This window comes from Chryseobacterium sp. (genome assembly GCF_029240215.1).
Lineage (GTDB): Bacteria > Bacteroidota > Bacteroidia > Flavobacteriales > Weeksellaceae > Chryseobacterium.
Genome location: NZ_JARBTK010000001.1, coordinates 164,906 through 178,961 on the forward strand (window position 1 = coordinate 164,906; position 14,056 = coordinate 178,961).

Below are 14,056 nucleotides of genomic sequence, written 5' to 3' on the forward strand. Positions count from 1 at the left end.
AGTCACCTTTTTCTTTAGTAAGAATATGTTTTAATATTTTCTATGAAACTAATATCTGGATTTAAAATTTCCATGATCAGACTTTTCACAGATTGCATCGCATCATCAAGATTCCCCTGCGCAAACTCGAGTGAAGCAACTCCTTTTTTGGCATCAGCAAAACTCCAGATTCCCGTTTCCATCGGAAAGCCCCAAAACTCCGGTAAACTTTGAACAACGTATTGATAAATACAAAGCTGTAATGCCTGCTTTCTATCATCTTTATGAAAATAATGATCAATATTTTCACTATCGATTTTTACACTTAAATTTTTGATCTTTGCAGTTTTGTAATCGATAATCCGCACAGTTCCGTTCAATCTGTCTATCCGGTCAATGAAACCAAAGAAAGAAACTTTATCATTTTTAGTTTCGTCAAGATAAAAATCAACATTTTCAAAACGTCTTTCAATATCAATGATCTCTAAAGAATTTCCTTGCTTCACCAATTCAAGATCATACTTCAGAATATTTTCAATCACTTTTTTTGCTATCGCTTTGTGAATAAAATTCATCCCTTTATTATAAAATTCGGGTTGATGTTTTAGCTTCTCAATAGCAATATTTATATATTCATCTATTTGTTTAATTGAATAATCTAAATCTTTTGTTTTTAAAACTTTACCTTTTACAACTTCATATATTTCTTGAAGGGTATAGTGTACAAGATTTCCATAATTTCTTATTGAAAGTTCTTCTTCAATTTCGTCTGTTTCAGAACTGTTTAAAATTTTAGAAAGATAAAAATCTATAGGATTATAAAGATAACTGGTAAGGTGCGAAGCAGAAACTTTTTCTTTCCATTTTTCAAGTTGCTGCATTACGATTTCTGTCTTTTCAATTTCGATCGGCTGGCTTGTGATCGGTTCAGAAGTATTTTCAACGATCAGATGTTCAATTTTATGATTGCTTTCCATCTCAATTTGAGTGATAAATCTGCTTTTTTCACCCGTATTTACACCGGAACTTAATGCATTAAAAAGCAAATGTACATTTTGTGCATCCTGGATCAGACGGTAAAAATGATAGGCATAAATACTGTCGTTTTCAAGAAAAGTATGCAGATCAAAATGCTTTCTGATATCAAACGGAATATAGGTATTCTGGGAATTACCGAGCGGAAGTTTACCTTCGTTAACAGAAAGTAAAATCACGTTTTCAAAATTAAGAAGACGCGTCTCTAGAAGTCCCATCACTTGCAATCCCTTCAAGGGTTCACCTTGAAAATCGATACTTTCTGAATTGATATGCTGATTGATCAGAATCTCCAGAGTTTCCATTCTTATTTCGAAGCCGTAAGGAGTGATCTGGTTTTTTATGATCCTAAATGCATTCTCGAAGTGAGATACATTTTCATACTGTATATCATCAAGTTGCAACCATTTAATTTTTTGACAATATTCAATTAAAATATCTAAAAAAAGATAACCGGAATCAGCTTTTTGAAGTAAATTAAAATAAGATAGATTGCCTAATAATTCATTAATAAGATTTCTTGAAATGTAAACAATATTTCGTTCTTCAATGTTAGATTTGAAATTATTAATTATCTTTTCGTCTTCTTCAGCTTTCGGAAGCTCTTCTAAAATCGGGAAAACATCGCGGTAATAATATGAGGATTTGTTTTTTTCAAGCTGTTTCTGAAGATAAAAAAGTTGCTTCACAGCATTGGAAAACGATAAATTTTTCAAAGGAAAACCCATGGTAATATTCAGGTTTTCAACTTCATGCATAACATCTAAACTTGCTGGTAAAAGATTTTCGTCCAACAAAACCACAGCTGTATTGGTAAATGTTTTATTATCAATATCTTTAAAAAGATCAGGCAAGACTTTAGTTTGTGTCACATTCCCTGAAACTTCATAGATTTTTATATTTTTTGGTTGATTAAAATCATCTTCTATCCAATTGAAACTTCGACTGTCATTAAATTCTTTCCATAATTTATGGTTGCGAAGAAATTTACCTGCCTCCTGTCGTTCATCATCAAAATAATAACGGTCTGCCTGAAAAAAACACTGTGCTTTATCCCATTGCAAAAGATTTCTCACTAATTTTTCTTCAACTGGAGTAAAAGCATTAAAGCCACAAAAAACAAAATTCCCCTGAGTTTTTTTTGCAAAATCTATAATTTTAGCTTTTGCAGCTTCGTGAATCATTCCTGGAGTTGCCCAATTTTTCTCTTTCAGTTTTTGTTTTAAAACAGGAAGAAAAATGTTCATATTTCTCCAAAAATTTAGAAATTTCTTTCTTGGAACTTCTTCTTCATCGCCTAAATCCTGCGCCCACTCTTTGATTCTTTCTTCATCAAACATATACTGCAGAACCGCTTCATCACTTTCAGAAAATTTCAGAATGTCGTCCCAATCTTTTTGAAGCGTCGGAAACCACTTTAGAAATTCAGCAAAATCATCATTCGGAATGAGGTTTAACGTTTTATAAACATCAAAAGAAAACAGCCATAATGCAATTCCCTGAATAGCTTGCTGATCAACAATATCGTTAATCAATTCTTCAATCGTAAAAAAATTCGGAAGAAATCCTGAATAGTTATTTTCCTCTAAAATCTGTCTGATAAAAACAATAGGTCTTTTACCGGGTAAAACGACGTTAAACTGAGATAAATCGGCATTTTGAAGCAGCAATTCATCGATGATTTTATTTAGAAATTTCAAGGTTTTTTGTAGTCTTTTAATTGTTCGAGCTCATCACTGATCATTACATCATATTCCGACTGCTTTTCTTTATTCATGCCATGTTCTGTGACACCATCATACAAAGCCTGAAAATTTTTGTAATCTTTAAGAATTCTGTTATAAATTCCCTGAAAATATCTATCATAATCACCGGAAGTTTTGATTTTCGCAGCAACTTCTTTTCTTATTTTTCGGGCATAAATTTCTGCGATGTCAAAATGTTTTTGTTCGTGATTCAAAACATATTCACTGATCCGATTATCATCTTTCCAGGATTTATCTTCGTTAAAAATCGTTTCTATATTTACTTTTGCGGCTCCTTTAGGATTTGAAGATTTTACAACAGAGTAAACCCATCCGCAATGGGTGTAGGCTACAATATCTTTTCCTCGTTGGTTATTAACTTTGCTTTTAAAATTATTCCACACCAGCTTTCTGTCTTCCTTCCACTCTACTCTCTGACTCCATAAGTGATTGGACATCAAAAACAAAACTAAAAATACATACTTCATTATTCCACTACAATAGTTTTGGTAATCCAGGTATTATTACCATTCCAGAACTTAAAAGTATACGTTCCAACCTGTTGCGGACTAAAATTGATCTGATTAGCCGAAACATGATTCGCTTGTGCACAAGATCCGTTCGTATGATACTGATAAGCAGTCACATCTCTGGTGAAGTTACCGGTATGAATATAATCATATCCATAAAATCCCTGACATTGAGATGCATATGTTGAATATGTTCTTATACTTTGAACGCCAAAAACAGACATTGTATCATTTACTATTTTTACACTGTCGATTTTTACTTTGTCTGTGTATTGGATAGTTTCATAATCATCATCGTCGTTACAAGACACTAAAGAAAGTCCTATAAAGACTACTGATAAAGCTGCATTAAACAATGTTTTCATCTTATTATAAAAATTTATGATTATTAAACGTAAATTATCAAAAATTATTCCCTTGTAATGTTAAATTATGAATTAAAATTACCTTTTGATAGATAAACAACTTTCTTAGTCTCAAAAAATTCTTCTTCAAAATAATTTTTAAGATTAAAAAGTTCACATTTGAGCCCTGCCAATTCTTCTGCCAAATCTCCGCCTTTTAAATACAACACCCCGTTATGCTTCGGGTTGAACTGTTCTTTTTCAAATTTTCCTTTTAGCCATCTTAAGAACTCTGGCATTTGTGTAACGGCTCTACTAACCACAAAATGAAACTTTTCTTTTACTTTTTCTGCCCTTCCGTGAATTGCTGTTACATTAGTCAATCCAACACCTTCGGCTACAGCATTTACAACAGTAATTTTCTTTCCGATAGAATCAATTAAAGTAAATTTTGTTTCAGGAAAAAGAATCGCCAACGGAATCCCGGGGAAACCGCCACCAGTACCGATATCAAGAACTTTCGTTCCGGGAGCAAATCCCATTATTTTTGCAACACCTAAAGAATGAAGAACGTGCTTTTCATAAAGCGATTCCATATCTTTTCTGGAAATTACATTGATTTTTTCGTTCCATTCACCATACAGGCTTTCTAGTTTTGAAAACTGCTCGATCTGTTTTTCGGAAAGTTCCGGGAAATATTTCTGAATTAACGCTATTGACATACGACTGATAATATAAAAAGCAAAAATAAGTTTTATTTCATATTCAGATAATCTTTTTTGAAGATAATATAGCATGATGTAATTTTAGGTTTTATAAAATATCCCGAATTCACATTTTATTCACACTAAGTTTTTACATATATTTGTTAAAACGACAAAAAGAATTCATGAATAAACTTTCAGACAGAGTAAACAGATTAGGTTACTCCCAAACTTTCGTAATGTCAAATAAGGCCAGAGAAATGAAAGCCAGCGGAATTGACGTAATAAGCTTAACACTTGGTGAACCGGATTTTGATGTTCCCGATAATATAAAACAGGCTGCTTTTGATGCTATTAATGAAAATTACAGCCACTACTCACCGGTTCCGGGATTTTTGGAATTACGCCAGGCAATTTCAGATAAATTAAAAAGAGACAATCAATTAGATTATAAACCAACACAAATTTGTGTTTCAAACGGTGCAAAACAGGCAATTATCAATGTTTTAGCAGCAATCATTAATGACGGCGACGAAGTGATTCTTCCGACACCTTATTGGGTAAGTTATGATGAAATGGTAAAAATGATGGGTGGAAATTCCGTAATGCTTCCAACTTCATATGTAACAGATTTTAAAATTACCGCCGAACAATTGGAAGAAGCGATTAATGAAAAGACAAAAGCAGTTCTTTTCAGCTCGCCCTGTAATCCTTCCGGAGGATATTACACATATGATGAATTGAAATCTTTAGCAAAAGTGATTGCTAAATATCCTCATGTAACCATTATTTCTGATGAAATCTACGAGTACATCAATTACGAGACGAAAACAACTTCTATCGCACAGTTTCCGGAGGTTTATGAGCAGACCGCAGTAATCAACGGAATGTCTAAGGCATTTGCCATGACAGGCTGGAGAATCGGATATTCTGCATGTCCTGAATGGTTGGCAAAAGCCTGTGAAAAAGTTCAGGGACAAATGACAAGCGGCGCAAATACAGTTGCACAGAGAGCATCAATTGTTGCTTTAAAAACAGATCCTTCAGAATACAAATACATGATTGATGCTTTCGAGCAGAGAAGAAATGTGATGTTTGATTTAATGAAAGAAATTCCCGGCTTTAAAGTTCTTTTACCAAAGGCTGCATTCTATTTCTTCCCAGATATTTCTCATTATATAGGAAAAACACTAAACGGAACAAAAATAAAAGATGCAGATGATTTTGCCATGTTTATTTTGGAAAACGCTCATGTTGGTTGCGTTGGTGGAGTTTCATTCGGAAGTCCGGAATGTATCAGATTTTCGTATGCTGCTTCTGAAGAAGAATTGAGAGAGGCTATGAGAAGAATAAAAGAATTACTAGCAAACGTATAAAAATAAAAGTTCTTCCTGAGGAAGAACTTTTTTACTACAATTCATTAACAAGATAAACATTCTCCATCCGGTAATTCAGGGGGAACAATAATGTAGCATTCTACAATGATTGGAACGCAAACTGCAGCATCCGGACACCAGTGATCTCCCGGAGGACATTTTGAAGTTGATGCTGCACCTTTAATGTTTTTCAGTTCTTTTCTTGAAAGGGTTTTTAAATTTTTCATAATAATTCTTTTTGGTTGGTGAATTTTTTAGTTCTATGTTCTCAAAGTTACTGATTTTTGATTATGATTTAACTTACTTTACGCTTTATCATAATAAGTTAGAATTCAAAAACAATTATAGATTTTATTTATCAATAATCATTCTTTCGATAGATAGAAATATTATATATTTGCATCATTAAATTATAAATCAAAAATTAGAAAATTATGTCTTTAGTAGGAAAAAAATTCCCAAACGTAACGATTGACGCAATGTCTGAAATGGGTGATGATCTTAGAATCAACATCTTCGAAGAAACTACAAAAAACCAACAAAAAGTACTTTTATTCTGGTACCCAAAAGACTTTACTTTTGTTTGCCCAACCGAGCTTCACGCTTTTCAGGAGGCTTTAGGTGAATTTGAAAAAAGAAATACTAAAGTAATCGGAGCTTCTTGCGACACAAACGAAGTACACTTTGCTTGGTTAAATGTTTCAAAAGACAACGGTGGTATTGAAGGAGTTACTTATCCGCTTTTAGCTGATACTCACAGACAATTGGCAAATCTATTAGATATTGTTGATCAGGATCTTGAATTTGACGAGGAAGGTAATGAGTATTTCACAGGTTCAAACGTAACTTACAGAGCAACTTATTTGATCGACGAAACTGGAAAAGTATTCCACGAGTCTGTAAATGATATGCCTTTGGGAAGAAACGTGAAAGAATATTTAAGATTAATCGATGCTTACACTCACGTTCAGAAGCACGGTGAAGTTTGTCCTGCAAACTGGGAAGAAGGAAAAGACGCAATGAAAGCTGACAGAACTTCTACTGCTGAATATTTAGCAAAGAACTAAAGTTTTATTATAACAATGTAGCAATCTAACAGTATAACAATTTTAAGACTCGTTTTTCAATTGTTAGATTGGTAAATTATTAAAAATTGCTACATTGTTTATTTTTTATTCTAAAAAATAAACTCATGTATACAGAATTAACAGAAGATACACTTCAGAATATTGTAAGCGAAAATGAAAAAGTAGTTGTACAATACGGAGCAACATGGTGCGGAAACTGCAGAATTATGAAGCCGAAATTCAAAAAATTAGCTTCTGAAAATGATTCAATTCCATTTTTATATGTAGATGCAGAAAAACTTCCTGAAAGCAGAAAACTGGCTAAAGTTGACAATTTACCAACGTTTGCTATTTTCAAAAATGGTGAATTGGTAAACCAGGTTCAGTCTAATCAGGCGGAAAGTTTAATTAATTTATTTAATGAATTAGCATAATGAAGTTACCTATAATCAGACAATTTTATCAGAACCAGACTCCTGAAAATCTTGAAAAAACTTTAGAAGTTTTGGAAAGTTTTAGTGAGTTCAGAGGAACAAGCGAAGAAGATTTAAATGTTGCCGGAGAATTGATTACCAATATCTGCGGAGCTTTAGAAGTTCACGCCAACGTACAAAACGGAATGAGCGAAAAAGATGCTTTGAATTCTTTTGCTCAGAAAGTTTTAGGTTCGATTGATAAATAGTTAAACACTAATTTTATAAATATTTCTCATGAATATGCTCTATTTAAGAATTGTGCTATTCGTGTTAAATAAAAAAACAAAAATCCCGATGAAAAGCACATCAGGATTTTTTATTTGTAAGAGTTTGAGCATTCATAACTCAAAACTTATAACTAACTTTTAAAGTTTAGCTTCTTCTGTTTAAAATACTTAGAATATACCAGAACAACAACATAATAGAAGCAAAAAGCTGTAAAGAAGCTCCTACATATTGATCTGTGCTGTAAGAATCTTTCAGTTTACTTGTCTGATATAAAATGGTTGCAGAAGCAAGAATCACCATACCAACAGAGAACCAAAGTCCAAGATTGAAACCGAAAGCAATTCCGCCAACGATCAATCCTAACGCAAGAAAACCACCGATCACAATAATATTTCTAAGGAAAGAAAAATCTCTTTTCGAAGTAAAAGCAACTGCGGAAATCCCGGCAAACATTGCAATTGTAAGCGTCGCTGCCTGAAAAATAACCTGACCTCCCGACTGAATAACCGCAATGTAGATCAAAGGAAGAAAAATCAAAGCTTCAAGCACGACATAAAATCCTAAACCAAAATATTGCGTAGATTTACTTTGAGATAAGGACCATTTTGAAGCTAAAAAAGAAGCCAGCCAGAAGACACCAATGATCAATAACCAAGCGTATTTCTGTGCAAACATCATGTAAATCCATTCTGCAGGAACAGTTTTCAATAAAACAGTTTCAACTCCTATAAAAGCTAAAATTGCAAAAGCAACGTGTAAATAGGTTTTCTTATAAAAACTTGCCTTTTCAACATCTGTTGAGTTCGCAACTAAAACATCTGTCATCATAAATTTATATTTTATTTTTTTAATAATTTATTTTGTCTTTTTAAAGGGCTTAATTCCAAGGATTTTACCGTCATTTTCAAACACCGCCGTGATCACTTCTTTCGGATCATCCGATTTGTCATCTGCATATTTGTATTGAATCATTGGATAGGTATTTCCGTCAATCATAGGCTTATAACCTGTTTTGATGATCTCCATTTTTTTTGTACTGTTGATATCTGATGTCAATTTTTTGTAAACAGCTTCCGTTACAACCTTTCTTGCGTTATCAGCAAGCAGACTTTCCATCTTTTTACGGTCAGAAGATTTTAAAGCGGCGATAAATTGTGAAAATCTTCCGTTGTACAATTCAATCTGCTTTTTAGTTAAATCTAAAGGCGTATCAGTTTTTCTGTTATTCTCAACTTTCAGATCCACAACTTCTTGTGAATAAAAAAGTTGGACAGATAAAAGTGCTAATATTAAAAATAATTTGTTCATTTTGATGATTTGAGTGTCAATTTGCAGATGAAGATACGAAGAATAAATCAGATTACTTCCAAAAATTTCATCGTGTCAACATTATCGGCGTATGTGTCCAGATCTGGATTTTGCGCTTCACCAAACTCAATAGAATCTAGATTCAGCTCTTTTTTCGCAACGACACACTGGATATCTTTTTCATTTTCGGCAATGAAATTTTTCACGTCCTCCAAAGAAGAATATCTACTGAAATGAATGACTGACAAAGGACTGAACAGCTTTTCGTCTTCCTTCATCATCACAAAATTATTATCCCAGAATTGATCCTGGTTCAGAAGATAAACAGCTCTGTTGTAATCGTAATTGTTGGCGTATTTATTATGATTGATAATTTCTTTATAATCAATAAAACTTTCAAAAATCCTGTCGATTACAAAATCTTGAGGGATAAAAAGTCTTGTTACATTTCTGCATCCCAAACCAAAATACAAGAAAATATCATGTGCCAAAAGCTTCAGTTCTTCTTCTGTTTCATCACCTTTTAAAACTGCAACAGAAGTCCTGTTTTTTCTGATAATACTTAAATGATTTTTAAAATAAAACTCCAGATATCTCGCAGTATTATTACTTCCGGTAGCAATTACAGCATCAAAATCTACCAGTCTTTCAACAAACTCATATTTAATTTCGTTATCAGAAAATTCTTTCCATTTTTTTAAGAGAAATGGAAGCATTTGCTTATCTTTTGACGACAATTTGATCAATGGAATATGATTGCTCAAAACCACAGAAATCACATCATGCAATCCCACCAAAGGAATGTTTCCGGCAAGAATCAACCCTACTTTTTTTGTTGTTTTGGATGGAGAATACTTCCCCAACCATGATTTTAAATTTTCCTCTGTCAATAAATCCGTCCATTGCGTCAAAGCAAATTTCTGATTATCCATCGTAAACCACGGATTTTCAATTTCAGATTTCTTCAGAATCATTTCAAATTCAGAATCATTTTCATTAAAATCTGCAGGATTTTTTGATAAAAACGCTTTTATGTACTCACTTAATTTAATAAGCCCTAAAACTTGTTTTTCGATATTCATAATTACTGTAAAAGTGGGGAATATTTTGTAATTTTGTGCAAATTTAAAAAAAATTAGCGATGGCTATTAAAATAACTGATGAATGTATTAATTGCGGTGCCTGCGAACCAGAATGTCCCAATAATGCAATATATGAAGGAGCAGTAGACTGGAAAGCTTCCGAAGGTACCGAATTGAGAGGTACTGTGACATTACCATCGGGTTTGACTGTAGATGCAGATTCGCCTCAGGAACCGGTGAGTGATGATGTATACTTCATTGTTACAGACAAATGTACAGAGTGTAAAGGTTTCCATGAGGAGCCACAATGTGCCGCAGTTTGCCCGGTAGACTGCTGTGTTCCGGATGAAGATCATGTAGAATCTGACGAAGCACTGCTTAACAAAAAAGCATTCTTACACGGTGAATAAACAATGCCGTCTCATTTTTCTTGAGACGGTTTTTTTAACTTTATATTTAAATAGATCAAATACGAAATAGCAGATTGATAAATCGGCAAAATCTCAAATAAAACAAAAAGTAAAATTATGAGCAAAAAGCACAATTTCAGCGCAGGACCATGTATCTTACCACAGGAAGTTTTCGAAAAATCGGCAGAAGCGATTTTAGATTTTAACGGGATCGGTTTATCTCTTCTTGAAATTTCGCACAGAAGCAAAGATTTTGTAGCGGTAATGGATGAAGCTCGTGCAATTGTAAAAAGATTGATGAATCTTGGTGATGATTATGAAGTTTTGTATTTGGGAGGTGGTGCAAGTCTCCAGTTTGCAATGGTTCCTTACAATTTGATGAAAGTTGGCGGAAAAGCTGCTTATCTGGATACCGGAACTTGGGCTGCGGGAGCGATCAAAGAAGCAAAAAAAGTAGGAACTGTGGATGTTTTAGGTTCTTCAAAAGAAGAAAACTATTCATTTGTTCCTAAAAATTATACCGTAGGATCAGAATATGATTATTTCCACTGTACATCAAACAATACGATCTACGGAACTCAGATGAAATCTTTCCCCGAAGTTGATACTTTGATGGTTTGCGATATGAGTTCTGATATTTTCTCAAGACAATTAGATTTTTCTAAATTTGATTTAATCTATGCCGGGGCTCAGAAAAATATGGGACCAGCCGGAGTTACTTTAGTGGTGATTAAAAAAGAAATTCTAGGTAAAACAGGAAGAGAAAATATGTTTTCAATCCTGGATTATTCTCAGCATATTTCAAAAGAATCAATGTACAATACTCCACCGGTTTTCCCTGTTTATGCGTCTTTGCTGACATTACAACACTTAGAAAACAACGGAGGAATTGCAGCTGCTGAAGCAAGAAACGAAGCAAAAGCAAAACTTTTATATGACGAAATCGACAGCAATCCTTTATTTGAAACTTTCTGCGTAGAAGAAGACCGTTCTTTGATGAATGTTTCTTTCAAATTGGTTGATGACAGCAAAAAAGAAAAATTTGACGCTGCGTGGAAAGCAGCAGGGATCAGCGGATTGAATGGTCACAGAAGTTTAGGGGGATACAGAGCAAGTCTGTACAACGCATTACCTATTGAAAGCGTGCAGGTTTTGGTCGATGTGATGAAGTCAATAAAATAGCTTAAATTAGGCAACGCAAAAAATTGAAAGATGATAAGATTAAAATTATTAAGTAAAATCAATGAATTTTAAATAATTAAATCTTTAAATCCTAAAATTAAAAATATATGAAAGTCTTAGCTAACGACGGAATTTCAAAAGCAGGAGAACTTGCTTTAAAAGAGGCAGGGATCGAAATTCTTGACAACAGAGTTGCTCAGGATCACGTTATTAATTTTATTAATGAAAATAATGTGGATGTTCTTTTGGTAAGAAGTGCTACCAAAGTAAGACAGGATTTAATTGATGCCTGTCCGGGTTTGAAAATTATCGGACGCGGCGGCATCGGAATGGATAACATTGATGTAGAACATGCCATAGAAAAGGGATTGTACGTAATCAACACACCGAATGCATCTTCAAGATCAGTCGCTGAATTGGTTTTTGCACATTTCTTTTCGCTTGCAAGATTTCTTCATGAATCAAACAGATTGATGCCCTTAGAAGGAGATACTCATTTCAATGCCATGAAAAAATCTTTCAGCAATGCTTATGAACTTTCAGGCAAAACTTTAGGAGTCATAGGATTTGGAGGAATCGGACAGGAAGTAGTAAAAATGGGAATTTCTTTAGGGATGAAAGTTAAAGTTCTGACAAGAAAACCGAGAACAGAAACCATCAGTTTAAGTTTTTTTGACAGACAGACTGTACATTTTGAAGTAACTTCTACCAACGATACAGAAGCTTTTTTAAAAGATGCAGACTTTATCAGCATCAATACTCCTAAAACAAATGAATATATTATAGACACGCCTCAGTTTGAAATGATGAAAGAAGGTGTTTATATTGTAAATACTGCAAGAGGAGGCGTTATTAATGAAGTTACCCTACTCGATTTTATTGAGTCCGGCAAAGTGGCAGGAGCCGCATTGGATGTTTTTGAAACAGAACCAACTCCTGAACTCATTTTATTAATGAACCCTAACCTGTCTCTTACACCACATCTTGGCGGAAACACCGTAGATGCTCAGGAAAAAATAGGTGTAGAGCTTGCAGAGCAGATTATTGAGATTAAAAAGAAACTATAAATTATATATGCCAGTTTTTAAACCTTTCCGCGGAATTAGACCTCATAAGGATCATGAGGCTACATTTCCTACTCATCCTTTAGATAATTTCACACAGGCTGAAATCGCTGAAAAAGCGCAAAAAGAAAAGACTTACATCAATATGATCAAACCCTATGTTGTAAGTAAATCTAAAGATGTAGACCGGAATTTAAGGAAAATCCGTTCAACTTTTGAGGAACTGCTGGATGAGAAAACTCTCGTTCAGGATAGCTCTTCATATTATCTTTATGAGCAGATTTACCCCAATAAACAGGTTTTCAGAGGACTTCTCGGCTTGGCAAGTATAGAAGATTTCTGGAGTGGTAAAATAAAGAGACATGAGAGTACCATCCCTCAAAGAAAAGAGAAATTAGCTCACTATTTAGATAAAGTAAACCTTCAGGCAGAACCCGTATTGTTAACCTATCCATCCAATTCAAAGATCGAATTGCTGATGAATCATGAGGAAAAAAACGTTCCGATTTTTAATCATGTGGATACCGTAGGAATCAGACACAAAATATGGAGAATAGACAACCGTCTGAAACTTCAGCAGTTCAAGGAGGTTATCGACCAGATTGATTCTTTCTACATTGCCGACGGTCACCACAGAATTGGTTCTACTGCGCTTCATGCAAAGCGTCTGAAAGATAAAAATAAAAAGCACAACGGTACGGAAGCTTATAACTTTGTTTACAGCTTTATCGTTTCCAACCAGTCGATCAAAATCCACGATTACAACAGGATTGTAAGCAGTATTGGAGATTTGACAACAGAAGAATTTCTTAAAAGCTTAGAAAAATATTTCCTGATTCACGAAAAAGAAGAAACTCCTTACTATCCGTCACAGAAATTCCACATTTCTATGTACATTGATGGGAAGTTTTACTCTCTTCATGTGAAGCATGATCTTCGTTCACAGGAGATGTCTTTGGATAATTTAGATCACCATCTTTTAGATAAATACATCATTCAGGACATTCTGAAAATTGAAGATTCGGATAGTTCAGATCAGATTTCTTACATCAAAGGAAGTTCTAATATTGAAGGTATCAAGATTTTAAAAGAAAAAGTAGATAATGGTGAAGGAAAAGTAGGCTTCGGAATTTATCCTGTAAGTTTTAATGATATGATTAAAATTTCTGATTTAAAACTTCGTATGCCTCCAAAATGTACATTCATTGAACCTAAATTGGTGACTGCATTGTTGATGTACGACATGAAGTAATTGGCGGCTGGCGATTGGCTTATTGCTTATTGCTTACCATTCAAAGCGAAAATTAAAATATACTATTTCCTCAAAATTATTAATAATTTTGAGGATTTTTTTTATCATGAAATTTTTATTTAAATTAAAATCTTCGTGGTCTTTGCTAAGTAGAACGCCTTTGCGAACTTAAAAACAGTCAATAGTCAAAAAATCTTTGCGCTCTTTGCGTTAAAAAACAGAAGCATCATCTAAATCTACCATACTTACTGAATTTTTCTTTATTTTTATGCAC

At 33.7% G+C, this 14,056-nt stretch carries 16 protein-coding genes; 8 read left to right on the top strand and 8 right to left on the bottom strand.

The window, feature by feature from the left end:
• Positions 1–14 precede the first annotated feature (14 nt).
• The 4 genes from K0R77_RS00795 to rsmG form a co-directional block, all read right to left on the bottom strand.
• Entirely contained in the window at positions 15–2,714 is a 2,700-nt protein-coding gene (locus K0R77_RS00795; protein WP_300346288.1) for a PD-(D/E)XK nuclease family protein, read from the bottom strand.
• Positions 2,711–3,217: a DUF922 domain-containing protein gene (locus tag K0R77_RS00800; RefSeq protein WP_300346289.1), complete on the bottom strand. Its 507-nt coding sequence runs from the start codon at positions 3,215–3,217 to the stop codon at positions 2,711–2,713. The genes K0R77_RS00795 and K0R77_RS00800 overlap by 4 nt, the downstream gene beginning before the upstream one ends.
• Before the next feature lie 29 nt (positions 3,218–3,246).
• On the bottom strand, positions 3,247–3,654 hold the full coding sequence (locus K0R77_RS00805) for a hypothetical protein (RefSeq protein ID WP_300346290.1): 408 nt from the start codon (positions 3,652–3,654) through the stop codon (positions 3,247–3,249).
• Between the two features lie 65 nt (positions 3,655–3,719).
• Positions 3,720–4,355 (bottom strand): 16S rRNA (guanine(527)-N(7))-methyltransferase RsmG, encoded by a 636-nt coding sequence (gene rsmG / locus K0R77_RS00810; RefSeq protein WP_300346291.1) that lies wholly within the window; start codon positions 4,353–4,355, stop codon positions 3,720–3,722.
• Positions 4,356–4,522: 167 nt separating this feature from the next.
• On the opposite strand from rsmG, the gene K0R77_RS00815 reads away from it, so the two are divergent.
• A complete protein-coding gene (locus K0R77_RS00815; RefSeq protein ID WP_300346293.1) occupies positions 4,523–5,713 on the top strand; it encodes a pyridoxal phosphate-dependent aminotransferase in 1,191 nt (396 codons plus the stop codon).
• A 44-nt stretch (positions 5,714–5,757) separates the two neighbouring features.
• Here the strand turns inward: K0R77_RS00815 and K0R77_RS00820 are convergent, their stop codons facing one another.
• Positions 5,758–5,940, bottom strand: coding sequence for a hypothetical protein (locus tag K0R77_RS00820; RefSeq protein ID WP_300346294.1), 183 nt, complete (start codon positions 5,938–5,940; stop codon positions 5,758–5,760).
• A gap of 207 nt (positions 5,941–6,147) precedes the next feature.
• On the opposite strand from K0R77_RS00820, the gene K0R77_RS00825 reads away from it, so the two are divergent.
• The 3 genes from K0R77_RS00825 to K0R77_RS00835 all read left to right on the top strand — a co-directional run bounded on the left by K0R77_RS00825 (position 6,148) and on the right by K0R77_RS00835 (position 7,462).
• Positions 6,148–6,780 carry a peroxiredoxin gene (locus K0R77_RS00825; RefSeq protein ID WP_230669270.1) on the top strand — a complete coding sequence of 211 codons (633 nt, stop codon included), beginning with the start codon at positions 6,148–6,150 and terminating at the stop codon, positions 6,778–6,780.
• 125 nt (positions 6,781–6,905) lie between these two features.
• Positions 6,906–7,214 carry a co-chaperone YbbN gene (locus tag K0R77_RS00830; protein WP_300346295.1) on the top strand — a complete coding sequence of 103 codons (309 nt, stop codon included), beginning with the start codon at positions 6,906–6,908 and terminating at the stop codon, positions 7,212–7,214.
• Positions 7,214–7,462: a hypothetical protein gene (locus K0R77_RS00835; protein ID WP_059136935.1), complete on the top strand. Its 249-nt coding sequence runs from the start codon at positions 7,214–7,216 to the stop codon at positions 7,460–7,462. Before K0R77_RS00830 ends, K0R77_RS00835 begins: the two co-directional genes overlap by 1 nt.
• A gap of 166 nt (positions 7,463–7,628) precedes the next feature.
• Here the strand turns inward: K0R77_RS00835 and K0R77_RS00840 are convergent, their stop codons facing one another.
• Genes K0R77_RS00840 through K0R77_RS00850 form a run of 3 tightly spaced genes read right to left on the bottom strand, consistent with a single transcriptional unit; the run spans position 7,629 to position 9,874 of the window.
• Positions 7,629–8,312, bottom strand: a complete 684-nt coding sequence (locus K0R77_RS00840) for a Bax inhibitor-1 family protein (protein ID WP_300346296.1) — start codon at positions 8,310–8,312, stop codon at positions 7,629–7,631.
• 27 nt (positions 8,313–8,339) lie between these two features.
• Positions 8,340–8,792, bottom strand: a complete 453-nt coding sequence (locus tag K0R77_RS00845; protein ID WP_300346297.1) for a peptidylprolyl isomerase — start codon at positions 8,790–8,792, stop codon at positions 8,340–8,342.
• A 47-nt stretch (positions 8,793–8,839) separates the two neighbouring features.
• Positions 8,840–9,874, bottom strand: a complete 1,035-nt coding sequence (locus K0R77_RS00850; RefSeq protein WP_300346298.1) for an acyl-CoA reductase — start codon at positions 9,872–9,874, stop codon at positions 8,840–8,842.
• A 59-nt stretch (positions 9,875–9,933) separates the two neighbouring features.
• Between K0R77_RS00850 and K0R77_RS00855 the strand changes: the two genes are divergently transcribed.
• The 4 genes from K0R77_RS00855 (at position 9,934) to K0R77_RS00870 (ending at position 13,782) form a co-directional block, all read left to right on the top strand.
• On the top strand, positions 9,934–10,284 hold the full coding sequence (locus tag K0R77_RS00855; RefSeq protein ID WP_300346300.1) for a 4Fe-4S dicluster domain-containing protein: 351 nt from the start codon (positions 9,934–9,936) through the stop codon (positions 10,282–10,284).
• Between the two features lie 117 nt (positions 10,285–10,401).
• Positions 10,402–11,466 carry a 3-phosphoserine/phosphohydroxythreonine transaminase gene (serC, locus tag K0R77_RS00860; RefSeq protein WP_300346301.1) on the top strand — a complete coding sequence of 355 codons (1,065 nt, stop codon included), beginning with the start codon at positions 10,402–10,404 and terminating at the stop codon, positions 11,464–11,466.
• A 107-nt stretch (positions 11,467–11,573) separates the two neighbouring features.
• Positions 11,574–12,533 (top strand): D-2-hydroxyacid dehydrogenase, encoded by a 960-nt coding sequence (locus K0R77_RS00865; RefSeq protein ID WP_300346302.1) that lies wholly within the window; start codon positions 11,574–11,576, stop codon positions 12,531–12,533.
• 7 nt (positions 12,534–12,540) lie between these two features.
• Positions 12,541–13,782 carry a DUF1015 domain-containing protein gene (locus K0R77_RS00870; RefSeq protein WP_300346303.1) on the top strand — a complete coding sequence of 414 codons (1,242 nt, stop codon included), beginning with the start codon at positions 12,541–12,543 and terminating at the stop codon, positions 13,780–13,782.
• Positions 13,783–14,056 lie beyond the last annotated feature (274 nt).